Below are 25,143 nucleotides of genomic sequence, written 5' to 3'. Positions count from 1 at the left end.
TGGGCGTTTCCTGCCCCTATAACACTTTTGAGAGGGCTGCCTTGAGCGGAATCTCAATCATAAACTTCGTCCCTTCTCCTGGCGCTGAGATACAGCTCAATTGCCCACCATGTTTATCTACGACAATCTGATAGCTAATGGATAAACCTAGCCCCATCCCCTTGCCTACCGGCTTCGTTGTAAAGAAGGGTTCAAACAGACGTTGCCGAACTTTTTCCGGCATTCCCAGTCCATTGTCAGCAATCTGAATCGCTACTTTCTCACCATTAATTACTTCCGTGTGAATCCGAGTCTTTGGCAAGGGATAATTCGCCCTTTCGGGTCGATTATTGATTCCCCGTATCTTCTTACTCATTACCTCATCGATTGCATCAATTGCATTCGCCATAATATTCATAAACACCTGGTTAAGTTGTCCGGTGTAACATTCCACTAACGGCAACTCACCATACTCTTTCACCAGCTCAATTGCCGGACGCTCCACGCTCGCTTTTAGACGATGGTGTAGAATCATCAACGTGCTTTCTAACCCAGCATGAATGTCCGCAGGCTTTCCGATTGCTTCGTCAACCCGCGAGAAGTTGCGTAAAGACTGCATGATCTCTCGAATTCGGTCAGTCCCTACTTGCATCGAAGTGAGCAATTTGGGCAAATCTTCCATCAGATAATCCAGCTCGATTGTCTCAGCTTCCTCTTCAATTTCGGCAGGTGGATTGGGAAAATGTTGCTGATAAAGATTAACTCAGTTAAGTAAATCATGTACATACCCAGAAGCATGATGCAGATTACCGGAAATGAACCCAACAGGATTATTTACTTCATGGGCTACCCCCGCCACCAGTTGTCCTAGGCTAGATATTTTTTCAGTTTGAACTAATTGAGTCTGAGTTTGTTGTAACTGGTGAAGGGCTTGTTCTAGTTCCTGGCTTTTTTGTGATAAATCGCTATTCTTAATTTCCAGTGCGTGAGAGTAACCTTGCAGGTTTTTGTAAAGTTGGGCATTTTCTATTGAAATGGCGACTTGGGATGTCAATACTTTTAGAACTTCTAAGCGTTCTGAAGTAAAAGCTCCTTTAGCTAAGTCATTTTCTAAGTAAAAAATCCCCGTTAACTGTCTTTTGTGAAAGATAGGCAACCCTAAGATAGACTTGGGTTGGTTTTTCAGAATGTATGGGTCATTGATAAAGAGTCCTTCTGTAGTTGCGGAGTCTACAACCACCGTCTCTTTAGTTCTTTCGATGTATTGAATTAACGAAATCGGTAAATCATCGCAACTTTTAAGGGAAATTAAAGGTAAAGCCAAACAACTTTGTTTGCCCAAAAGTTTTTTAGCAACTAGCAACCATTGATTTGCTTTTTTTTAACAGAAGAATTCCTTTTCTCGCTCTGGCTGTCTCAACCAAGATATGGATCAACTTCTCCAGCAATTGTTCGAGAACAAGTTCTGATTAAATCGCAATTGACGCCTTTACAATTGCTGCCAAATCTAGTGCAGCAGAACCTGTTCCTGTTGTGGAAGTTGTTGTCAAAGTTCTCTCAATGCTAATCGTTTCTCTAACAAGTAGCCAGGAGAAGAAATCCTCACGGGGTGACAACCCCGTGAGCTGAAGCGCCTCCCACAAATCGTCAGCAGTATTGATTAAAGATTGCTTATTGACAATGGATAGAGCCTCTAAAGTAAATTGATTTCCAATGCAAGCAGCTAATTTTAGAACTTCCTGGGTTTTTTCCGACAATTTTTGAATATTTCTGGCAACCAGTTCGACGACGTTATAATCTGTAATCCCGATCCTTTAGATTCGATCTAGATTCCAGAGCCAGCGACTTTCAACAAAGTCAAAATGTAAAAAGCGTTCAGAGTGAAGCGTCTGAAGCAGTTGAGTTAAAAAGAAGGGATTGCCTTGAGTTTTATGAAAGACGAGTTCAGTAATCTCTTTCGATCTTTCGGTTTCTTGAAGGGTATCAGCTACTAATTAATAGACATTTTCAATGTCTAAAGGACGAAGAATAATGTTATTGACAACGGCTTCTGTTTTTTGAAGTTCGTCCAAAGCTAGCATCAACGGATGAGTTTGACTAACTTCATCATTATCTCGATAGGCTCCAATCATTAACAGATATTGACTGTCGGGGTCAGTCATCAGCAGTTGGATTAATTTTAAAGAAGCTGAATCTACCCACTGTAAGTCACCTAAGAAAATAACCAGCGGATGTTCTGGTTTTGTAAAGACATGAATAAACTGTTGAAACACCCGGTTAAAGCGATTTTGAGATTCACTGGGTTCTAGTTGTGGAACTTCTGGCTGAACTCCAGTAATTAGTTCGACTTCGGATATAACATCAATAACAATCTTACCTTGCGATCCCAAAGCATTTTCTAGCTTTTCTTTCCAAAAAACTATCTGCTCCTGACTTTCTGTTAATAGTTGCCGGATTAATTCTTGCAAAGCTTGAATCAGAGCAGCATAAGGAATATTTCGCTTAAACTGGTCAAACTTACCCGCAATAAAATATCCGTGCTGACGCACAACGGGTTTATGAACTTCTTGAACCAAGCAAGATTTACCAATGCCTGAATAACCAGAAACTAGCATCATCTCAGTAGTTCCAGCACTGACTCGGTCAAAGGCATCCATTAGGGTGGATACTTCAGTTTCACGACCATACAGTTTTTGGGGGATAAGCAATTGCCCAGATTTATCTCGCTGACCTGGAAGGAAGTATTCAATTTTGCCATTTCTTTGCAATTGAACGAGGCATTCCTCTAAATCTACCTTTAATCCTTGGGCGCTTTGATATCGAGCTTCAGCGTTTTTAGCTAATAATTTCATTACAATCGCTGAAATTGATGCCGGGATGTTTGGATTGATTTGGTTGGGAGAAGCAGGTTGTTTAGCAATGTGAAAATGAACGAGTTCCAGCGGATCAGTAGAAGAGAAAGGTAAATTTCCCGTCAGCATTTGATAAAAGGTGACGCCTAACGAGTAAAAGTCGGTACGGTAGTCAATCGACCGATTCATTCTCCCTGTTTGTTCGGGCGACATATAGGCAAGGGTGCCTTATAGTAAAGTGGGATTACCTTGTGTCTGAGTTTCTCTAGAAAGACGCGATGAAATGCTGAAATCTATAATCTTAACTTGACCAGTTTTAGAATTCATCAGGATATTGTTTGGTTTAATATCTTTATGAATAATCTGGTTTTGATGCAAGGCGGCAAGGGTATCTGCTAGCTTAATAGCAATCGGAATAAACTGGTTTAAATCAGTTTTTAGGGGAGATTTGATAACTTTTTCTAGAGATTCTCCGTCAAAATATTCTAATACTAACGCTAGACCGTTGTTATAGTTTTCTAATGCCAGTGATTTAACAACCTCTTCTATATCCAAAGGAAGTAAAATTTTATATTCATGTCTCAATCGAAAAATTTCTTCAAGAGCGGGATATTCGGCTTTAAGGGCTTTTACACTCACAGAGGTTTGTTCAGCCTCTCTATTACCCTGATAAATAACCGTTTTGGCTCCTTCATGAATGGGCAAAGGAGAAAGCTGATAACCCGTTAGGTTGATGCTAATTTTTGGAAGTTAGATAAGTATAGTATTGATGTGTGATATTAATAGATTCTAGGAGAGGAGACTTCTTTCGAGAAATTTCTCCGGCATAAGTTGTCGCGAAATTGACACAAATTGAATTTATACCTTTTTTTCTATAAACTCCGAATTCAATCCTTAAATCTTATAGAGCGTATGAGAGGTGTTGAGTTTTGGTTATTGCGTTTTATAAGTTACTCACGATTAGAAAATGAATTTGGAGGAAGTGCAAACCTTTGCTGAATATGTAAAATGGAGCGATCGCTACCCCATTGCCGCAGCGCGATCGCTCCAATCCTAAGTTGTCTCCTGATTACCGTTGCCAGGGCTACCTGTATGCTTGTTGGCATAGGAGAAGGCACGGACACATCATCTCATCTGTATTGAGAATGCCCTTACTTTTAAGAAATTTTTTGATTCTAAATAAATCTCTATATTACAAACACAAATCTTTATTAAGGCGGCGCTTAGCGCGATCGCCGTCTCTAGCTTTAAAAACTTCCCAATCGAGGAAGTGGTAGGAGCATCAGATAATTAAAAAAAGCTTTTGGAAAGCAGGACATTACTTCGGAGTCAGCCTCAACGATGCAAAGGACTCGTCTCAACAATCTCTTTGATGTTGTCAGCCAACAGCTGAGGCGATGGTTTCGCAATCCCTGGCGACGGATATCGCTGGTGGTGATGAGCCTATTAGTGGGCGTGTTTCTAGGAACCGCTATTCCCACAACAGCGGGACAAACCGCTAACTGGGATGTGATTGCCGCTGGATTTTTAATTTTTTTCACCGAAACCGTGAATCGGTTCGTTTACGGCAGAAACCGGCGAGTTGTGCCAACAGGTGAAGGCGTTCCCAACCGCTTATTAGTGACAGAAATGTTGAATGCGCTGAAAATTGGTCTGACTTACAGTTTATTTATTGAAGCCTTTAAACTTGGTTCGTGATGGACTCTCTTCGCCAAATTTTTAACGATTGGATCGCTAGAAAAACGCCGACTTCAGCACAGTTGGAACATTTGGCAGCACAGGCGCTAGCAGATGACTTCCGGGCGAAAGCTTTTGGGATCGCACCCGCCAATGTGGAGGAAGTCATCCGCAAGCGATCGCATTTGTTCCTCTTAACCTATCCCCATCTTTCCTCAGTCCTTAGCCCGCAGTTCCTAGTCCTTAGTTTAGAAACGCTCTGGAACCTCTGGCTTCCCTTAGCCACAAAACTAGCGCAGGATCGGCAACAGTTAGGACGCCCCCTCATCCCGGGGATTTTTGGGGGACTGGTAACTGGAAAAACGACTCTGGGAGCCGTCCTTACCTTAATTCTCAAACACCTAGGGAACTCGACACTCAGCCTATCCTTGGATGACCTTTACAAAACCTATCGCGATCGCCTTGCCTTAAGAAAGCAAGATCCCCGCTTGCTCTGGCGCGGACCACCTGGAACCCACGATATTCAATTGGGTTTAGACGTTTTGGACTGTCTGCGTCAGCCATCCGGGCAACCGATTCCAGTCCCCCGCTTTGATAAATCTGCCTGGGAAGGTGCCGGTGATAGGACGCAGCCAGAAATTGTCCAAGACATCGATATCATCCTGTTTGAAGGGTGGTTTGTCGGCGTCCGTCCCATAGACCCCGCTGCCTTTGACAACGCGCCACCGCCGATTCTAACCGCCGCTGAGCGAACGTTTGCCCGTGACATGAATGCCCGATTGCAGGACTATGTACCTTTGTGGGAACGGTTAGATCGGCTGATGATGCTGTATCCCGTTGATTATCGTCTGTCTGTGCAGTGGCGACGGCAGGCAGAACACGACATGATTGCCGCTGGTAAATCTGGCATGACCGATTCAGAAATTGATGAATTTGTCAAGTATTTCTGGAAATCGCTCCACCCAGAGTTATTTATCAAACCGCTGACGAGAAATTCCAGGACGGTAAACTTGGTGGTTGAGATTAATCCCGACCACTCTCCCGGTGACGTTTATCGACCGAGCGATCGCACTGATTAAAACCAATAGCAGCCTAACAAGTAAACTCGCGGCTACTTCTGAAAAAATCTAGAACAAGTGCTGGAACTGGAGATTCACATGAACAATGGATTCGAGCGGATAGAAGCGGACAATGTTTTGTGTGTTAATACAAATACTCAGAGACTTTTAATTAATCACTCCACTTTCCAAGTGGGTGAGTTCATCAACCAGATGCAGGCTCAGGTAGGAGCCAGAGGTGAGCAATTAAGGTGGTTTCGTGAGGGTATAGATTGCAAGGTTCTAAGACCCGGTGCTAACTGGAAACAAGGAAAGGTTAGAGTAACTCTAGAATTTTGCCCGGATGAGCCAGAATCACCACTAGAGGATATTCGTCAGCAACTCAAAGAAGATGATAGCTAATGCCTAATCTTCCCCCTTGGACGCCTCTCCATGCCCAATTGCATCGAATTTTACGCGATCGCCATCTTTTACCGCGAAACCAGCCCCTATTAGTTGCAGTCTCTGGGGGACAAGATTCTCTCTGCTTAATCAAATTACTGCTAGATTTGCAACCAAAGTGGGGATGGCATCTGGGAATTGCTCACTGCGATCATCGCTGGCGTCCGGATTCCCAAGCAAATGCTAACCATGTGGAACAGTTGGCGAGAATTTGGCAAGTCTCCTATTACTTGGAAACCGCCCCAGAAACGCCATCTATCACCTCAGAGGCAGCGGCGCGGCAGTGGCGTTATCAAGCCTTGAGTGCGATCGCCCAAACCAACAATTTCCCATACATTGTCACAGGTCATACAGCGAGCGATCGCGCCGAAACCCTCCTCTATAACCTGATGCGCGGCAGTGGTGCCGATGGATTACAAGCCCTAACCTGGCAGCGTCCGCTGACTCCAACACTGCATCCAACACTGCAACTGGTGCGCCCTCTTCTAGAAGTTACTAGGGCACAAACCGCTCAATTTTGCCAAGAATTTCAGATTCCCGTTTGGGAAGATTCCACCAATCAAGACTTCAAGTATGCCCGTAACCGCATCCGCCAAGAGTTACTGCCATACTTACAAACTCACTTCAACCCCCAAGTTGAGCAAACACTGGCGAAGACAGCGGAACTTTTACGGGCAGATGTGCAATATCTTGAAGAAGCCGCTCAGAAGCTGCTGCAACAAGCCCTAGAAAACGAAGACTCGCCACTTATCTCTCAGCATGGGCAGGGAGACGGCTCTACAGCACTCAACACTAACAAAAGACTCAATCGTTTCGTATTGCGTCAAGCCCCCCTAGCCCTGCAACGTCGCGTCATGCGGCACTTCCTCGCCTCAGTTCTACCCATCGCCCCCAGCTTCGAGCAAATCGAAAAACTGACTGCCTTAATTACAGCCCCCAACCGCTCTCAAACCGATCCCTTTCCTGGGGGCGCGATCGCACAAGTAGATGGAGTTTGGATTTCAATTAAAAATTAAGAATCCAAAATTAAAAATTCAGAACGATTCATTTTTAATTTTGGATTTTTAATTTTTAATTCTCATGCCGCATTCAACTAACCACCGATCAAGGTGAGGAGAACTTGCCGCATCTCAGTAATTGATTGCAGCTGATAGTCACCCGTTTCCTGAACCTGAGCCAACGTCCCCACGATTGCCTCCAACTTCTGCCGCATCTCATTCAGGCGATCCTGCATTGGCTGTAGCGTTTCCTGATAGGTATTTACCTTGCCCACGAGTTCCGCCGCCGCCACCCTCATTTCCTGCAATTTCTGCTCTAGTTGCTTAATCTGCTGGCGCTCTTGCTCCTGTTCGCCAGCTTGATGGTCAATCATGCCTTGAGCTTGCTGAATGCTCATCCGCACCTGCTCAATCTGGCTTTCCAGCTTTTGTAGTTCCTCTGCCTGTTGTTGTCGTTGTCCCTCCAATTGACTCAGAACTGGACCCAAATCAATCTTTTGATTGTCCTGCCCTTCATTGTCCACAATTCCTTGCCGTCGCCGCAGCACCCGCAAGTGTTGATTTAAAACTTCTTCTCGCTCCCGCAGGTAGATGCGTTGGCCCACCAGCGTCTCATCCAGCATTTGGTAGCAATCCTGCTCCTCTGCTAGCTCATTTTCCAAACTGAGGCGGTCATACTCGCTGGCTTGCTCGATCTTCGTCTGCAATTCCTCAACCGTTTGACGCTGCAAGGTCAACTCTTCTTCTTGGTCATTGACAAAGCGCATCACTTTTTCCAAATCTTGCTGAAGATTTTGCACGGTTTCTTGCAGCTCGCCTAGGGGCATTTTCTCCAGCGCTTCCAGATCGACCTTTTGGCTAATCTTGACACCCGTTGAAGTTGTTGCCAGACGGTGAAGTTGCTCGTACAGCTCCTCCTGATTTCGCAACTGGAGACTCTGCATCTGAGCATACTCCTGCTTGATCTCCAGGGAATTTTGAAGCACCATCCGCTCTAAACGCACTTTTTCCAGAGCCTCTTGAGCCTGCTTTAACTCCTCCGTGCGTCTTTGCAGTTCCTGAGTTTGCTGGTCTACTTCCGCTTGCTTCTGTTGGGCATTGTTGCGTTGTTGCTCCAGATTTTGCCAGTGCTGGTCTAGGGTTCCCTGCTGCCCGTTGACAATTTCAAAAGCCAGATTCAGTTGTTCTCGCACTGCTTCCGTAGGAGCGATCGCCGAAGCTAAACGATCTAGTAATTCCCGAATCTTTTGACCTTGTTCCTCATCTAATACCGTTCCCTGTTGGAACTCCGCCTGTCGTTCCTCCAAGCGGCGCTGCTCGCCCCGCAAGTGTTCCCACGCTCCCTCCATCTCGATGCGGTTGCGATCGCACTCTTCCCGCAGTCGCTCAATTTCCTCCCGCGAACTGTCAATTTCTTGACGTTGCGCCTCCAGCCGTTCAAAGTCTTCCTCCAACTGTTGCAGCTGTTCCACCCGCGCTTCCATTTCCATTTCGCGCCGGTTTAACTCCTGACTCTGATAAGTCAGCGACTGCTTCCACTGTTCAATTTCTTCTTCCTGAGTTTTCGACTTTTCCAGTTGGCGAGAGAAATTCTGCAAAATATTCACCAACTGACGCCCCGCCTCTGTCGGCGGACGCTGCACTTGCCGATTCCCGCTTAGCTCAACCAGCACCAAGACGCCACCATTAAAATTATTGGCTTCTTCAGGAGCGGGAATCACTTCATCAGACGCAGCACGCCAACTCTGGTCATTCTGCTGACAAGCCAGCAGTTTTAGTTCGGCCTTGCCACCACCAAAAACACCGCCACTCTTTTTTTGTACTTCTGCTAGATACAGCACGCTGATGGTCCTCTTGATGTATCTTGTGCCCGCTTGTTGACCGATCTCTGGTCCCACCAGAGCCATGCCGCCATAATTCTCGCCCAGGCTTCATAACCAGAACGATCCTAACCTTTTCAGACCTTGTTGTGGAAGTGCCGACCCACGAGGCGCTTCCACCTTTGAATTCACACCCCGATCTAAAACGCGATCGCCTTTTGGTCAGTTTCTCCCTGAAGACTCCGTAATTTAGCCCGTGTTGGCAGCCACGTCAAGTCTTAAATTAAACTAAATATGTTTCGATTTCTTTCTTATTTAATATTTAACTTGAATCCTAGGCAATCCTGCCACAGACAATTCTCGGCTAGTTCCATTTCTAATTGAACCCGGCAAAAGCAACCAGACAAATAACTTGCATGGGTTTGACTTTTGTCAGTAAAGATTGCGCCTTCGCCAGAATCTCTTTCCCTGGTACTGTATTATCTGGCTCCATCCTTTACTCAAAGAAAAACTACCTAACTGTAAAGATTTTTATAGCAGGCACCGCGTAAAACTTGACAAATGCCACATTAACTCAGATTCAAACGGTTATTAGGAGCGCATTTTCATTACATGCAGGGAACGTTAAATGAAATTGATATACGCAGCATCCTGCAACTGATCGAATTAGGTCAGCGAACAGGTGAATTATTCGTGGAGGCATACAGCTCACCCGTCCAAGGAACTGGTGAGCATGTAGGGGCGCGACGTACCAGCATCCCCTACCGAGACGCGAAACTCAAAGAACCAGGGCCGTTTTGGTTTGTCTTCTTCCTCAACGGACAAATCGCCTATGCTAGCGATGGAACCGGCAGTTTGTTGCGTTTGCGCGACTACCTACGCCGTTATCGAGCCGAAACCTCCCTCAAAACTCTGGAAGTCCCCTTAATTGATGCGATTAATGCGCCCGAATACGGCTACTTGTGGGCACTGTTGGAAAATCATATTTTGACCCCTGCTCAAGGGCGCAGCATCATCCGCAGTATGGTGCATGAAACCTTATTCGACCTCCTTAGCCTTCATCAAGGCTCCTTCATCTTCGACATTGGCCCAGCGCTAGCACCGCAACTTACCACCCTAGAAATTGCCCCCCTCGTCGCCAAGATCATGAAGCAGGTGCAGGAGTGGAAACAATTTCATCCCCACATTCAATCTCCCAATCACTGCCCAGTCATTGCCGATGCAGTTTCTTTACGCGCTGCCCTGCCAGAAAATGCTTTTAAAACCCTAGATCGCCAGCTAGATGGAAAAACCTCCCTACGGCAGCTAGCCCGATATCTGAATCGTGAAATTTTAACCGTGGCAAGAGCAATTTATCCCTATGTACAACAAGGTTGGGTACAACTGCAAAGTTGCACCAGCGACGAAACAGCAGCCAGTCGCCGAGTCGGAATTAGCATAGAATCCGATTCGACCCCAGCCAACAAAATTCCTCGCGTTGTCTGTATCGATGATGACGTTGCCATCGGTAAAACCGTCGAATATATCCTAAAACCACAAGGTTATGAGGCAACCGCGATTAGCAATCCTCTCAAAGCACTCAGTCTCGTCTTCCAACTCAAACCCGACTTGATTCTTTGTGATATTGCAATGCCCGACCTCGAAGGCTATGAGATTTGTGCCATGCTCCGGAAATCAACCGCTTTTCGACAGACCCCCATCATCATGCTGACTGGCAAAGATGGATTTATCGATCGAGTCAGAGCCAGGATGGTAGGCGCAACCGACTACCTAACCAAGCCTTTTGGAGAAAGTGAGTTATTAATGCTACTAGAGAGATATATTGGCCCTGGTGAAAAGGAATCAACGATATCAGAACCTTTAGACCCTACAGAGTTAAATCGAGAGATAGAAGAAACAGATGTACGAGTCGGGTAAAATTGCCCCACCGATAAGGCGGGGCTTCATTCAATGATGAAATTAGGAATAGACTATGGACTAGGGACTATCAACGACGGGCTACCGACTACAGATACTAAGCAAGTCGTGGGGGCAATCGTTTACCAGCGACTCTCCAAAGCAGGGGAGATATCTCGTAAACAGCGCCCGTACAGGAGTCTAAAGTTAGATGGGATACTTAAGTCATGACATGGTTGAGGGGTGAACCAATCGTGGCTTACGAGCGTTCATGTTTGAACCGGCAGACAGGTAGGTAGGGAGTTATGAGTGTAGTTCTGGTTGTAGAAGACAGTCCCGCACAACGGGCAATGATCTCAGACCTCCTCAAGGGAAGTGGGTTAACCGTAACGATTGCCACTGATGGTGTCGAAGCCTTGGAACAAATTCTCAAGTCTTGTCCCGACTTAGTGGTATTGGATATTGTCATGCCCCGAATGAACGGTTATGAGGTATGTCGTCGGCTCAAAGCCGACCCAAAAACCCAGAATGTTCCTGTGGTAATGTGTTCGTCGAAAGGAGAAGAATTTGACCGCTACTGGGGGATGAAACAAGGTGCAGACGCTTACATAGCCAAACCCTTTCAGCCAACCGAGCTAATAGGGACGGTCAAACAGCTGCTACGAGGCTAACAAGCCATTAGCCATTAGCCCAAAACTACTAACCTCCAAAGTTCTAGTAGCTTTTAGGTTTCGAGAAGTAACAAAAGCTAACAGCTAACAGTTAACAGCTAAGGAGATAGAATGGTCGGCAATCCGGACTTTTTAACAGGCAGCGGTCAAGATCACTCACCCGGATTTCAGGAACTGGAGAGTCCTGAAGGTGAATTACACCTGCGGTTTTACGTTCCATCCGGTAACGAATTTGCCCTAGGAGCCAGTGGAATCCGTGAAGTGGTTTCTCCATCACCAGACAGGATTACTCCAATTCCCAACGCTTCTCCCCTCCTGTTAGGAACGCTGAACTGGCGCGGGCAAGTGATTTGGGTCGCAGACCTCGGGCAGTTTTTAGGGGATTCATCTGCCCTGAACACAGACAAACCTGAGATTCCAGTGATTGCCGTTGAAGACCAGGACACCATGTTAGGCTTAGCCGTTGAGCGTATTGTCGGCATGGACTGGCTCGATATCGATCAGGTACAGATGCTTACTAACGTTCCAGACAGTATGGCACCTTTTCTTAAGGGTGAGTGGTTATTAGACAAAGAGAAAAATCAGTTTCTCCGACTATTAGACCAAGTCGCAATTGTTCGCTCAGCGCGATGGGCAGCATGAAATCAATTAAAAATTAAAAAGTAAAAAGGCAAAATGAATTTTTTAATTTTTAATTTTTAATTTTTACTTGTTTTGGGGGAAGCAAATGAAATCAAGTACAGATTACACACAAGAATATCAACACGCATTTTCAGCCTACACGCTGGGCAACTACGAAGAGGCAGCGGCCATCATCGATCGGTTAGTCGAAAATTTTCCCAATGACCCAAATGCTCGGATTCTACGGGGTCATATTTACTGTTATGGATTACAGCAGTACGCGATCGCGCAAGAACAATACGAGTTGGTGCCTCAGCTCACCGACGACCAAGAGTTTATCGATTGTGCCAACAACGGAATAGAATACGCCCTCTCTTGCCAAAACTACTCCGAATCGGTTGGTGCAACTTCCGATCCCGTTGGTGGCGAGTTGGAACCAGACGAATTTGCACTCAACCATGATGATTATGCGATTCCAGAAGCCAACGCAGCATGGCCATCCCTAGAAGAACCAGAGATGGCAACTCAGGACATCTCTTCTCTAGATGATTTCGACTCCGGAGATTTTCAGGATATAGAGTCTTACTCAGCGGCGAATCCGTTTGTCAGCTCGGACTATACAGATAGTGCAACAGCACAAACACCAGAAGCCTATCACGACCCCTTTGCACAATCATGGTCGCCCAGTTCTCTGGATGACGAGGCTGGATCGCCCGCAACCAATACAGATTTTGATGCAGAGGCATTTCCGCTCGACGCCTTTACTGACTTCGATCAAACGGCGGATCGTGAATTTCAAATGCCATCGGGCAACTTCGAGAATGACAATTCGACATTTGAAATTCCCAATTCTTCCGACACTTTAGAAGAACCCAATTTCAATTACTTTCCTCTGGAAGACGAAACACTGTTAATGAGATCCGGAGAGCTGGAATCCAGAAGAACAGAGGAGGAAAGTTTCGGATATGACAGTCAGGATGCCTTAGGCGATACCGAACCTTATACCAGTAGCAACGATCCCACTAGATCCCGTCACCGCCCGTTTGAGACTCATCCCTACGAAGACGATGCTACTTATGTCGCCCATTCCGATCAAAACGGGAATACCCGAAATGACCAATTTGACTTTGAAGCCTTTGACGATGCCATTGGCTATGACTCGTTCTCCTCAGAAAATCAACAGCGCAACCGGCTCAATGAAAGTAGCAGCGACTTCTTAGACGAATTTGGTGATTTTGGAGACGATTTAGGGAGCATTCCGGATTTCGATCTGTCCCATTCAGAAGGCAATAGCCAAGGATTCTCCGCAGGAATTTCCGACTTGGGAACCTCTTCAAGAAGGGCATCTGGAGATTCCAAGCGGAAGGTAGAGACGCGAACTTTTACCGAATCTTCCGGAAGTTCAAGCTTGGGCGTTCACGATGATGAATTCAGCATCACCGGAACCTCCGAACAAAGCCCCGGAACGATTTCCTTTACTCCAGAAGGCTCCAAAGCAGAGCCAAATGTCACCATTGAACAAGGCCCTTTAGCTGCCTTTGAAAACGCCCCTCTGAGTAAAAAGCCGCTGATCTCTGCCGCCGCTGCCGGAATTGTCTCCGCCGTTGTCGTTGCACTTGTCAGCTTCATCTCCGCGAGTGCTGCTCCCCAAGACAGTAAAAACACTACAATCTCCCATCTCCGTAACACCAGCTGGGTGATGAGTCTGGCAGCGGGTGCCGCCACCTTTGGGACTACCCTGGCTTTAGGACGAATCACGACTCGGCAAATCAAAAAAACCACCGAAGACCTCCAAGCCCAGTTTGAGTCTGTCTCTGGTGGCAATTTTAATGCCCAGGCAACCGTTTACTCGGAAGACGAATTCGGTTCCCTTGCCGCTGGGTTCAACCAAATGGCTCGCGTCATCCTGACCACTACATCCGAAGCTCAACGCAAAGCTGAAGAGCAAGAACAAGCAAAAGAAGACTTGCAACGTCAAGTGATTCGACTGCTGGATGATGTAGAAGGTGCTGCCCGTGGGGATCTGACCGTGCAGGCAGAAGTCACCGCAGACGTTTTGGGAGCCGTTGCCGACTCCTTTAACCTGACCATTCAAAACCTGCGGGAAATCGTTCAACAGGTGAAGATGGCGGCTCGACAAGTCAGTAGAGGAGCGACTGACAGTGAAGTATTTGCTCGCGGTTTGTCTTCCGATGCGCTGCGACAGGCAGAAGAGCTGGCGGTGACTCTCAACTCGGTTCAGGTAATGACTGGCTCGATTCAGCGGGTTGCTGAAAATGCGAGAGAAGCAGAAGAAGTCGCCCGCGCCGCCTCTGCCACAGCCTTGAAGGGTGGTGAATCCGTAGAACGAACGGTGGCAGGAATTCTGCAAATTCGGGAAACCGTTGCAGAAACGACTCGAAAAGTCAAGCGCCTTGCTGAATCTTCTCAGGAAATTTCTAAGATTGTCGCGTTAATTTCAGGGATCGCTTCCCGAACCAACCTCCTAGCACTCAATGCAAGTATTGAAGCAGCACGCGCCGGTGAGGCGGGTCGGGGCTTTGCTGTGGTGGCAGATGAAGTGCGACAACTTGCAGACCGAGCTGCGAAAGCTTTGAAGGAAATTGAACAGATTGTGCTGCAAATCCAGAGCGAAACGGGTTCGGTGATGATGGCAATGGAGGAAGGTACTCAACAGGTAATTGATGGAACGAAGCGGGCAGAACAGGCGAAGCGGAGTTTGGAAGACATCATTCAGGTGTCAAATCGGATCGACGCCCTGGTTCGCTCGATTACTGCTGACACCGTGGAACAGACAGAAACTTCTTCTGCTGTTGCCCAGGTGATGCAATCGGTGGAACTGACCGCGCAAGAAACTTCCCAGGAAGCGCAACGGGTATCCACTGCGCTGCAAAACTTGGTCGGAGTGGCACGAGACCTGCTAACTTCCGTCGAACGCTTCCGCATCGAAGCTACTGAAGGGAAATAAATTGAGAAATCAGAAATTGTGGGGCAAAAACGACTGAAAATTACCCTGGAAACGCGATAAATGGGGTTTCTACAAATCGAGCAAAAATCAATGATGTCGATTCTGTATAGATTGGGTACATTAAAAGCAATCTAGTGGAGAAAAAATCTTCTTTCTCCTACTCAGCACTCCCTACGGGAAGCCGCCGTATGGGCGTCAATAGGACTCAGCACTCTCGAAGGATACTGCTATGCAGCCGGAGCAACAACAGCGAATCATGGGCTACTTCATTGAGGAGGCGAAAGACCACCTCAATACCATTGAACAGGGATTGGTGAATCTGCAAAGCACCATTGAAGATTCTGAAATGGTGAATGAAGTTTTCCGCGCCGCCCATTCGGTCAAAGGCGGGGCGGCAATGCTGGGAATCAACAGTATTCAGAGAACCTCCCACCGCTTAGAAGACTGCTTCAAAGTCCTCAAAGAGTGTCCGGTGAAGATTGACCAAAAACTAGAGTCCCTCTTTTTGAAGGTTTCCGATACCCTCAAGGAACTGATAGAACAACTCAGCGGCCCATTTGGTTTAACTGAGGAGATTGCTAACGGTATCATGTCAGGCGTCGAGCCGGTATTTGAGGAACTGAACCAGCATATGGCATTCCTAGTGAATGGGGCTGGCGGGAATGTCTCCTTAGAGGCGGCTAGCGGCGCTCAAGAGACAGGGGCGGCAACGGCGGCAGGCGGCTACCTTCGAGATGGGCAAGCCCAAAAACGCTTTCAAAGCGACGTACTCAACCAGCTGCGCGAAATGTTGCAGCTATTTAAACAAACCGACCAACCCAGGTGCAGACAACAGCTTCAGGAAATCTGCGGCTCTTTGGAACGGATGGGCGAACAATATGAATGCCCGAAGTGGTCAGAACTGATTCAGGCTTCGGCAAGCGCGATCGCAAATCCAGAAAATTCCTATCGCACTCTGGCTACGGTCGTTATTAAAGAAATTAAACAAGCCCAAGAACTGGTGCTAGCAGGTCGCGCTAGCTCAATTGAGCCGAGTTCTCAGCTCAATGCACTCCTACCATCCTCCGCCACTCCATCGCTTTTAGCTCAACTGGATGCCGAACCCGCGCTCATCTATTCAACCCAAGAGCTAGCTGGAGCAACGACTGCGATTGTACAGACCCGAATCGCGTCTGTACAATCGCAGCATTCTATGACCCCAACAGAAGCTGGGAATGCCCGTCAAAGCCGACCAAAAGCAACCGACCGTTTCAACTACTCAGAGACCTTTATCCAAGAAGAACGGTTTGGATCTGGTGAATCGGGGGCTGGGTTGAAGGAACCCTCTTTCACTTCCGCGAATTCAGAGACGACGTTCTCTCAACCGAGTATCAAATCAGGGCGGGGTAAGGAATCTGCTAATCATCCAGCCGATCCCAACGGGCCGGAAGTCGGTATGGCAGAACTCAATAGCCTTGCTGATTTGTTTGAAGGGGAAGCCCCGGATCTGGACGAAACCTGGCAAGAAGAACAAGTCATTGGCGATGGGGCAGAGAATATGGGCACAGAGCGTCAGGAATGGTTAAATCTTGAACAAGAAAACGACTTTTCTGACTTACTGGGTGGTGATACAGATGGGTTAGGAAAATCTACCACTCCAGCAACCGAGGAAGATGATTTGACTCTATTTGGATTTGGAGAAGACTTAGTAGAGGAAGGCGAAACGCCTTCAGCGGAAAGCGAACGGGAAGATGCCGCACAATTGTTCGCAGATAGCGTGTCAGATGGAGATGGAAATGCAGATGAAGATGATTTTTCTGACCTGCTGTTTGCGGCAGATGCCTCAAGCGCAGCTTCAGAAGCAACCCCGTCAGAGAATTTAGCCAATCTCTGGAGTGACAGTTTCCTAGAAGATGAAGGCTTTGAGCAACAGGAGAATACCAACCCGCTTAGCGAGTCGCTTTCGACTGCTACAGACGAAGATTTATTAGGCATTCTTACCTCTGAGAATTTGGACTTGGCACTCTTGGCGACAGAATCTGAAGCGTTAGCGTCGGATTCGGATGAATATCTGTTCGGTGCTGCGGGTATAGATACTAACGAAAACGAAAATGACTCGATCGAGGCAGCAGCGACTAATCAGGAGTCGTCAGACTGGGAATTGATGACAACAGGAACGCTGTTTGGCGAAGCAGCCGAGAATAGCAACCAGGAAGTTTTAGAAGAGTTAGAAACTCCATCGATCGTGTCTACAGAAGGGTCGGACTGGGCTACAGATTGGTCGAGCGAGGATTTGCAGGTACTCGATAGTGTTTCTGCCGCCGAGCCAATCGCCGCTACTGGTAACGATTTGCTAGATTTTGTGTTTGAGGATGAGCAGAGTACGAGTACAGCTTTGACAGGCGATTTGGAGATGGGTAGCCTGTTAGAAGATGAAGTTGATTTAACGGCAGCGGGTTGGGAAGAAGAACCCGACTTTAGCAACTTGGATCTGTTTGAAACCCCACAGGCCAGAGCAGACAATGGCGATGTTCTCGATGAACTGATGTTGGATGACAACACAGATTTGTGGCTTGAAGAAACAATGCCGAGAACCGAAGCAGACGACCTGCTGGACTTGAGTGCAGCGATAGGAACTCCTTTTGAGTCAGAGGCGATCGCACCCGAAATCGAAGCGGATGCGGTAGGAGATGTTAACCTCGACTTTAATTGGCCTGCCATACCAGGTGTGGAAGATATCGATGCCAGTACAAGCAGCGTTGACAGAGCTTTCCTAGAGGATTGGTCAGCAACAGACTTGGCGTGGGACGAGACAATCCAACCCGCGGGCTTCTCAGAAGTAACAGCAGCTCAAATGCCAGGAACGGCACGAGAAGACCTAGAAGATTGGGAAAACCAACTGGAGTTCAATGAAACTTTGGTTGAAGAGCCATTCTCAGCTTTAGACGATTTAGATATTCCCAGCAATTGGGCGTCTCCAGATGCATTTGCACTGGATACAAGCGCCTCAGACGCAAGGAACGAAGAAGCACTGGACTTGTTGGAGTTGGACAATCCACAAACCAGTCCCTTTAGCCTGGATTGGGAAAGTGAAGCGGAAAGCACTGGTAGCGAGATCGAGAACCTAGCGCTACAAGAAGATGCAGATGCGAATGGGGCGCTAAACTCTGTTCCTAATCTTACCGAAACTGTCTCGGTAGATGAGTTAGGTGATTTCTTTGGGTCGCAAGCAGCAGAGCTAGAAACAACAGAATTCGCATCTTTAGATGAATCTCTTGACATGAATGGGGAAAGCCATGAAGTGCCCCAACTTGACGCATTAGATAACTTCTTTGAGGCAGAGCCAGAAGCAACTGCAACAACTGAGTGGGATAGTTCTCTGGACTTTGCCAGCATGAGCCTATCCAATGGAAATACAGATGCTTTTGATGCTAGCCTAGGCGAGCCGTTATCCAGTTTGTTTGATCCTAGTCAGGAAGAGTCCCTTGTTTCGGCAGACGCCTCCGATGATTTCTTCGCTACAACCGATGCGTTTTTAGAGCTGCCGTCAGAGGAAACATCTCAAGAATCTCTGGATGCCGCAGAAAATCTAGAAACAATGTTAGGCGATGAGCCATCTTCCAGTACCGATGCGCTGGATGCGCTGGATTTGAATGAAGAAAATCTGTTAGCTACTGAATTCGACGCTGAGTGGGGAATCGACTCAGCAGCAGTACCTGTCGACGCAGCTTTCGAGCTTGATGAGGATCTCTTAGATTCCTCGTTGCCTGCGGAAGCCCCAGAGAATCTGGAAGCAATGTTTGGAGAAGCACCTGCACCAACTCCAGAAGCGCTGGAATTAGCAGATTCAGACCTATTTGGCAGCGACATGGACGATGCTGAGTGGGGAATCGACGTGGCGGCGGTGCCGGTGGAGTCAGACAATTTGGAAGCAATGTTTGGAGAAGAAGCATCATCTGCACCGACTCCAGAAGCGCTGGAATTAGCAGATTCAGACCTATTTAGCAGCGAACCGGAAGCTGAGTGGGGAATCGATTTAGCCGCGATGCCGGTGGAGTCAGAGAATCTGGAAGCAATGTTTGGAGAAGAAGCATCACCTGCATTGACTCCAGAAGCGCTGGAATTAGCAGATTCAGACCTATTTAGCAGCGAAACGGAAGCTGAGTGGGGAATCGACTTAGCAGCAGTGCCTACGGAAGCCCCAGAGAATTTGGAAGCAATGTTTGGAGAAGAAGCATCATCTGCATCGACTCCAGAAGCGCTGGAATTATCAGATTCAGACTTATTTGGCAGCGAAACGGAAGCTGAGTGGGGAATCGACTTAGCCGCGATGCCGGTGGAGTCAGACAATTTGGAAGCAATGTTTGGAGAAGAAGCATCATCTGCACCGACTCCAGAAGCGCTGGAATTAGCAGATTCAGACTTATTTGGCAGCGAAACGAGCGAAACGGAAGCCGAGTGGGGAATCGACTTAGCCGCGGTGCCGGTAGAGTCAGAGAATCTGGAAGCAATGTTTGGAGAAGCACCTGCATTGACTCCAGAAGCGCTGGAATTAGCAGATTCAGACCTATTTAGCAGCGACATGGACGATGCCGAGTGGGGAATCGACTTAGCAGCAGTGCCTGCGGAAGCCCCAGAGAATTTGGAAGCAATGTTTGGAGAAGAAGCATCATCTGCACCGACTCCAGAAGCGCTGGAATTAGCAGATTCAGACCTATTTAGCAGCGAAACGGAAGCTGAGTGGGGAATCGACTTAGCCGCGGTGCCGGTGGAGTCAGAGAATCTGGAAGCGATGTTTGGGGAACAAGAAGCACCAACTCCAGAAGCGCTGGAATTAGCAGATTCAGACCTAGACCTATTTGGCAGTAACGATACGGAAGCTGAGTGGGGAATCGACTTAGCTGCGGTGCCAGTGGAGTCAGAGAATCTGGAAGCGATGTTTGGAGAAGAAGCATCATCTGCATCGACTCCAGAAGCGCTGGAATTAGCAGATTTAGACCTATTTAGCAGCGACATGGACGATGCCGAGTGGGGAATCGACTCAGCAGCGGTGTCTCAAGAGGCAGCTTCCGAGTTAGAGGATCTCTTAGGTAGCGAACCAGTAGAGTTTGGGGATGGATTGGATTTTGAAGAGAATCTGTTAATTGGAGAAATTCCTTCAGAAAACCAAGCGTCTGACGCAGATGAGTTGAAGGAAGTTGACGATCTCTGGGACTTAGTGACAGAACAACAAGAGATTGCAAATCCTTCAGAGGCTGCTGTTTTAGATGAGTTGTCTTTGCTAGAGACAGTTGGAGAACAAGACCAAGACTTAGCCATCTCATTAGTGGAAAACGATGAGTTTGACGAATTAGAGGCAATGTTGGGTGAGGAAGTGTTCGCAGAACCAGCATCTAACTTGGCAAGTAACGATGAGTTTGACGAGTTGGAAGCACTGCTAGGCGAAGAGGAATCCGTGCCAGCGGCTTTTGATGCAGAAGACATGAATGAGTTTGCTGACTTGGAAGCTCTCTTGGGGGATGATGAACCTCAGCTTGTTCCTCAATTTGCTCAATCGCAGCGTTCTCCTACGAAGCCGATAGCTGAAACACCTACATCCGCAGACGCCCTTGACGATGGATTTGGGGATTTGGAGGAACTGTTGGGACAGGCTGAGGAGACGATGGGTGGGCCACGTAGTGTGAAAACAAGCCCAGGCCAAGTTCGCCCGGTTAATCGTCCCCGTCCGGTTAAAGTGTTTGAACAGACCATGCGGGTGCCGGTTAAGCACCTAGACAACCTCAGCAACCTGGTGGGGGAATTAGTGGTGAACCGGAACACTTTGGAACAGGATCAAGAACGCCTGCGACAATTTCTGGATAACTTGCTGCACCAGGTACAGCAACTCAGTGACGTGGGAGCGAGGATGCAGGATCGGTATGAGCGATCGCTCCTAGAAAGCTCTCTACTCGCCAGTCGTCAAAGCAATCGGTTCAACGCCCGACCTGACCATACGTCGGCAGCGCAGGAGGCTCCCGCCAACAGCCGTTTTGGTTTGGGTGAATTGGAACTCGATCTGTTTACGCCTTTCCACAGCCTTTCCCAAGAAATCATTGAGCTAATTGTCCGCGTCCGAGAGTCGGCGGCTGACATTGAATTCCTCGTTGATGAAACCGACCAAGTCGCCCGGATGCTGCGGCAGGTGACGACTCAGTTGCAAGAAGGATTGACGCGATCGCGCATGGTGCCTTTTGCCCAAACTGCCGACCGCTTGCCCCGTGCCGTCCGCGAGATTTCTCTCAAGTGCGGCAAACAAGCCGAGCTACAGATTGAGGGTCGGGAAACCTTGATCGATAAAGTGATCCTGGAACACCTCTACGATCCGATGACGCACCTGGTGAACAATGCCATCACTCACGGCATTGAACCGCCAGAAGTGCGTATAGCCGCCGGAAAGCCTCCCGTAGGTCGGATTACCATCCGAGCCTTCCATCAAGGCAACCAAACCGTTATCTCCGTCTCGGATGATGGCGCAGGCATTGATTCAGAACGGGTAAAGGCAAAGGCAGTCGAAAAAGGGCTGATTACCGCATCTGAAGCCAAGTCCATGACCCGTCTGGAAGTCTACGATCTGCTCTTCCATCCTGGTTTTAGTACCAAAGACAAAGCCGATGACTTCTCAGGTCGCGGCGTCGGGATGGATGTGGTTTGCACCAGTTTGAACGAAATTCGCGGTGTAATCACAACAGACTCCACCCTAGGCAAGGGCACTACCTTTACCGTTCGTCTGCCCCTTACCTTAAGTATTTGCAAAGCACTTTGTTGCCTGAGTGACAAAGCTCGCATTGCCTTCCCGATGGATGGGGTGGAAGATATGTTGGATGTGCCCCAAGACCGCATTCAAACGAACTCAGAAGGTGAGACCTGTATCTCTTGGCGCGACTCTCTCATGCCCTTCCAACCTCTAGAGGAACTACTGACCTACCAGCGTCACCTCAGTCGAGGTACCGTTTATGGTGGAAACAGGGAAGATGACATGATTTCGGTTGTCGTGCTACGCAGTGCTGGCAATTTTATCGCCGTCCAAGTAGATCAGGTGCTGGGAGAACAAGAAATTGTGATTAAGCAACTGGAAGGCCCTGTGCCCAAGCCCCTAGGCGTCGCAGGTGCTACTGTCTTAGGGGATGGTCGGATCATGCCCATTGCTGACGTTCTAGAGCTGATTGACTTAGCGACGGGTCGGATTGGCAAAGACCGTAACGTTTCTCTGTGGGATAAGGCGGGTGTTTCCCTTCCTGTAGAGGCTCCAGCAGTGAAGACCGATCCGATGGTCTTGATTGTAGATGACTCAATTACGGTGCGCGAACTTCTCTCCATGACCTTTAACAAGGCAGGATACCGAGTGGAACAAGCCCGTGACGGTCAAGAAGCTTGGGATAAACTTCGCTCGGGTCTGCCTTGCGAGATTGTCTTCTGCGACATTGAAATGCCTCGCATGGACGGACTGGAGTTGCTCTCACGGATTCAGAAAGACCCCAGCCTCAACCATCTGCCGGTAGCCATGCTAACTTCTCGTGGCGCTAGCAAGCACCAGCAAATGGCAGCTCAGTTGGGAGCCAAGGGCTACTTTACCAAGCCTTATCTGGAAGAAGCGCTCCTCGATGCCGCCCAACGGATGATCAAAGGTGAGGTGCTGCTGAGTATTAACACGAACGCCTAATAGTAGGGGCGGGGTTTCCCCGCCCTTTCTAGATAAAACGGAAGATGAGAGTAGGTAAGGTGGGCAAGTGTCCACCTTTTTTGATATCCGGCTCCGGCGAGACGATGGCACCCAGCCTGTTTCAGGCTGGGGAACATCAATCATGACTCAGAAAACCAGTGACTTATTGGCTTTTACCAAGCGCTTGGGTCAAAAATCTACTGGTTGTTGCCCCGCCGCTACAGGCGCTACAGAATTTAACTTCAACTCTGGATGATCCGCTTGCACCTGCTGACAATTCCATTCGTTTCGGAACAACAGCACCGGACGCCCCCAGCTATCCTTCACCGTTACGGTGTTGAAAAGACGTCCCACTTTTTGCAGAGCCTCCCAGCCACCGGCTACCCAACGAGCCACACTATAAGGCAATAATTCTGTGTGAGTTTCAACACTGTATTCATTCTGCAAGCGAAATTGCACTACCTCAAATTGCAATTGTCCCACCGCTGCTAGAATTGGGTCGCGTTTGCCTTCATCCACGGAGTACATGATTTGCACTGCACCTTCTTCCCGCAATTCCGAGACGCCCTTGTGGAATTGCTTGAACTTAGAAGGGTTGGGGTTTTTCAGATAAGCAAACAATTCCGGAGAGAAGCAGGGAATACCTTCGTACTCTAGCTTCTGACCCGTATAAATCGTATCGCCAATTGCAAAGACGCCCGGATTGTTCAATCCAATAACATCGCCGGGATACGCTTCTTCAATCGATTCTCTATCTTGAGCAAATAGTTTCTGAGGACGAGACAAGCGAACGGTTTTGCCAGTACGGGCATGATTCACTGTCATGTCTTTTTCAAACTTGCCGGTACAGACGCGCACAAAGGCTATCCTGTCGCGGTGCTTCGGGTCCATATTGGCTTGCAGCTTGAAGACAAAACCCGTGAATTCTGGGTAAGTGGGTGGAATTGCACCATTACTGCTTTGCCTGGAACCGGGTTTGAGGGCGTAGTCGAGAAACGCATCCAAAAATAACTCCACCCCAAAGTTGGTCATGGCGCTACCAAAAAACACGGGCGTCATGGTGCCATTGTGAACGAGGTCTAGATCCAGTTCTGAGCCAACGCCTTCCAGGAGTTCTAAATCTTCTTTGAGTTGATAGTAAAGTTCTTGCTCTAGCAGTTCTTCAATTCGGGGATCTCCCATGTCTACAACGGTATCCAGGGCTTCCCGCTTGCCATGTGCGCTGCGCTCAAATAGGTGAATTTTCTGCTGGCGTCGGTCGTAGACGCCCTTGAAGCGATCGCCCATTCCTATTGGCCAGTTTACCGCATAGGTTTGCAATCCCAATTCCTGCTCAATTTCATCCAGCAGTTCCAATGGTTCCCGTCCGGGGCGGTCGAGTTTATTCACAAAAGTGAAGATGGGGATTTTTCTCATCCGGCATACTTCAAATAGCTTCCGTGTTTGCGGTTCCAAACCTTTCGCTGCGTCAATCAGCATCACCGCATTATCTGCTGCCGCCAGCGTCCGATACGTATCTTCACTGAAATCTTGGTGTCCCGGAGTATCCAGCAAATTAATCTGACAGTTGTGATATGCAAACTGCAACACCGTCGAGGTAATCGAAATTCCCCGCTGTTGCTCCATCTCCATCCAGTCAGAAGTCGCCTTTTTTTGCGCCCGACGCGCTTTCACCGCCCCCGCTTCGTGAATCGCACCTCCGTACAGCAACAGCTTTTCGGTCAGCGTTGTTTTACCGGCGTCGGGGTGAGAAATAATCGCAAAGTTACGCCGACGCTCAACAGCTACTTGTATTTCAGATTGAGTGGTTGCTTCTGGGGACTGGAAATCAGTAAACATTCGGATGCCTGGTTCGGTACTTTCAACAAAAATTATAAAAGGTTAGATTGTGAAACGATGAAGCGTATCCGTATACAACAGACGGAACAACCCAAACCGGAGATAGCCTTTTTACTTTTATTCGTTCTAGGGTTCCGATTGGACTAAGACGCGATCGCTTCTTTCAGTAACATTCCCGATTAACAACTCTTACCTTCATCAAAAATTTAGATTCACTCCTGCTAGCCGCAATTCGCTAGCAGTTTTGTCTAAGGAGGTAAGTCCAAGTAACCGGAAGACCTTGCCCATTCGCCTGCTGTGTTGACAAGCTTTGCTCCTCCATTCGCGAGAACCTAATGCTAACAGAGGAAACCTCTGTTTAGACTTTTCGCCCCAAGAAAGGGAGAAAGTTTCTCTCTTTCGTCAATAAAAATTCTCACCCTTCTTCCCCCGACTTGTGGGTGAACTGAGAACGCAGGGAAGTTTCGTTTAAGGTTGCACTTTCTTTATATCTATCTACTTAATTTAATTCTAAGCGGATATATTCCGTTAATAAGTAGCTAGGATGATTTAAACCTAAAACGCTCTAACGTATATCCCCCTTGTTCACTCCGTGATTCCATGCCGTCCATTACAGCAAGGGCTAAATCATATTCATTGTCGAAC

General features: G+C 47.9%; 11 protein-coding genes and 1 pseudogene. 9 read left to right on the top strand and 3 right to left on the bottom strand.

Going from position 1 to position 25,143, the window contains the following annotated elements:
- Positions 1 to 16: 16 nt before the first annotated feature.
- Positions 17 to 3,572 (bottom strand): annotated as a pseudogene (locus tag NDI34_RS18070) (AAA family ATPase).
- Between the two features lie 600 nt (positions 3,573 to 4,172).
- On the opposite strand from NDI34_RS18070, the gene NDI34_RS18065 reads away from it, so the two are divergent.
- From NDI34_RS18065 to tilS, 4 genes are all read left to right on the top strand, one after another.
- Complete coding sequence (locus tag NDI34_RS18065; RefSeq protein WP_190414525.1) at positions 4,173 to 4,529, top strand: DUF565 domain-containing protein; 357 nt, start codon at positions 4,173 to 4,175, stop codon at positions 4,527 to 4,529.
- Positions 4,529 to 5,587: a glycerate kinase gene (locus NDI34_RS18060; RefSeq protein ID WP_348233386.1), complete on the top strand. Its 1,059-nt coding sequence runs from the start codon at positions 4,529 to 4,531 to the stop codon at positions 5,585 to 5,587. Before NDI34_RS18065 ends, NDI34_RS18060 begins: the two co-directional genes overlap by 1 nt.
- Before the next feature lie 78 nt (positions 5,588 to 5,665).
- The gene (locus tag NDI34_RS18055) at positions 5,666 to 5,968 is read left to right on the top strand and encodes a KGK domain-containing protein (protein ID WP_348233377.1); all 303 of its coding nucleotides are present in this window, start codon (positions 5,666 to 5,668) and stop codon (positions 5,966 to 5,968) included.
- Positions 5,968 to 7,023, top strand: a complete 1,056-nt coding sequence (gene tilS / locus NDI34_RS18050; protein WP_348233376.1) for a tRNA lysidine(34) synthetase TilS — start codon at positions 5,968 to 5,970, stop codon at positions 7,021 to 7,023. The genes NDI34_RS18055 and tilS overlap by 1 nt, the downstream gene beginning before the upstream one ends.
- Positions 7,024 to 7,100: 77 nt before the next feature.
- On the opposite strand, the gene hmpF is transcribed toward tilS, so the two are convergent.
- Complete coding sequence (hmpF, locus tag NDI34_RS18045; protein WP_348233375.1) at positions 7,101 to 8,912, bottom strand: pilus motility taxis protein HmpF; 1,812 nt, start codon at positions 8,910 to 8,912, stop codon at positions 7,101 to 7,103.
- Positions 8,913 to 9,437: 525 nt separating this feature from the next.
- Between hmpF and NDI34_RS18040 the strand changes: the two genes are divergently transcribed.
- The 5 genes from NDI34_RS18040 to NDI34_RS18020 all read left to right on the top strand — a co-directional run bounded on the left by NDI34_RS18040 (position 9,438) and on the right by NDI34_RS18020 (position 22,659).
- Positions 9,438 to 10,742, top strand: a complete 1,305-nt coding sequence (locus NDI34_RS18040; protein WP_190414519.1) for a response regulator — start codon at positions 9,438 to 9,440, stop codon at positions 10,740 to 10,742.
- Between the two features lie 284 nt (positions 10,743 to 11,026).
- Positions 11,027 to 11,392, top strand: a complete 366-nt coding sequence (locus tag NDI34_RS18035) for a response regulator (RefSeq protein ID WP_190414517.1) — start codon at positions 11,027 to 11,029, stop codon at positions 11,390 to 11,392.
- 111 nt (positions 11,393 to 11,503) lie between these two features.
- Complete coding sequence (locus tag NDI34_RS18030) at positions 11,504 to 12,034, top strand: chemotaxis protein CheW (protein WP_190414516.1); 531 nt, start codon at positions 11,504 to 11,506, stop codon at positions 12,032 to 12,034.
- 85 nt (positions 12,035 to 12,119) lie between these two features.
- Positions 12,120 to 14,981 (top strand): methyl-accepting chemotaxis protein, encoded by a 2,862-nt coding sequence (locus NDI34_RS18025; RefSeq protein ID WP_348233374.1) that lies wholly within the window; start codon positions 12,120 to 12,122, stop codon positions 14,979 to 14,981.
- Positions 14,982 to 15,210: 229 nt separating this feature from the next.
- Positions 15,211 to 22,659: a response regulator gene (locus NDI34_RS18020; protein ID WP_348233373.1), complete on the top strand. Its 7,449-nt coding sequence runs from the start codon at positions 15,211 to 15,213 to the stop codon at positions 22,657 to 22,659.
- A 189-nt stretch (positions 22,660 to 22,848) separates the two neighbouring features.
- Here the strand turns inward: NDI34_RS18020 and prfC are convergent, their stop codons facing one another.
- Entirely contained in the window at positions 22,849 to 24,498 is a 1,650-nt protein-coding gene (gene prfC, locus NDI34_RS18015) for a peptide chain release factor 3 (RefSeq protein WP_348233372.1), read from the bottom strand.
- Positions 24,499 to 25,143 lie beyond the last annotated feature (645 nt).

It is taken from the genome of Trichocoleus sp. DQ-U1, from assembly GCF_039961925.1.
Taxonomy (GTDB): domain Bacteria; phylum Cyanobacteriota; class Cyanobacteriia; order Cyanobacteriales; family FACHB-T130; genus FACHB-T130.
This window is presented reverse-complemented; position numbering and strand designations above follow the sequence as displayed.

Bases quoted from the DNA above. Each gene is read 5' to 3' on its own strand.
- NDI34_RS18065 (WP_190414525.1), top strand. From the start codon at position 4,173: ATGCAAAGGACTCGTCTCAACAATCTCTTTGATGTTGTCAGCCAACAG.
- NDI34_RS18060 (WP_348233386.1), top strand. From the start codon at position 4,529: ATGGACTCTCTTCGCCAAATTTTTAACGATTGGATCGCTAGAAAAACG.
- NDI34_RS18055 (WP_348233377.1), top strand. From the start codon at position 5,666: ATGAACAATGGATTCGAGCGGATAGAAGCGGACAATGTTTTGTGTGTT.
- tilS (WP_348233376.1), top strand. From the start codon at position 5,968: ATGCCTAATCTTCCCCCTTGGACGCCTCTCCATGCCCAATTGCATCGA.
- hmpF (WP_348233375.1), bottom strand. From the start codon at position 8,912: ATGGCTCTGGTGGGACCAGAGATCGGTCAACAAGCGGGCACAAGATAC.
- NDI34_RS18040 (WP_190414519.1), top strand. From the start codon at position 9,438: ATGCAGGGAACGTTAAATGAAATTGATATACGCAGCATCCTGCAACTG.
- NDI34_RS18035 (WP_190414517.1), top strand. From the start codon at position 11,027: ATGAGTGTAGTTCTGGTTGTAGAAGACAGTCCCGCACAACGGGCAATG.
- NDI34_RS18030 (WP_190414516.1), top strand. From the start codon at position 11,504: ATGGTCGGCAATCCGGACTTTTTAACAGGCAGCGGTCAAGATCACTCA.
- NDI34_RS18025 (WP_348233374.1), top strand. From the start codon at position 12,120: ATGAAATCAAGTACAGATTACACACAAGAATATCAACACGCATTTTCA.
- NDI34_RS18020 (WP_348233373.1), top strand. From the start codon at position 15,211: ATGCAGCCGGAGCAACAACAGCGAATCATGGGCTACTTCATTGAGGAG.
- prfC (WP_348233372.1), bottom strand. From the start codon at position 24,498: ATGTTTACTGATTTCCAGTCCCCAGAAGCAACCACTCAATCTGAAATA.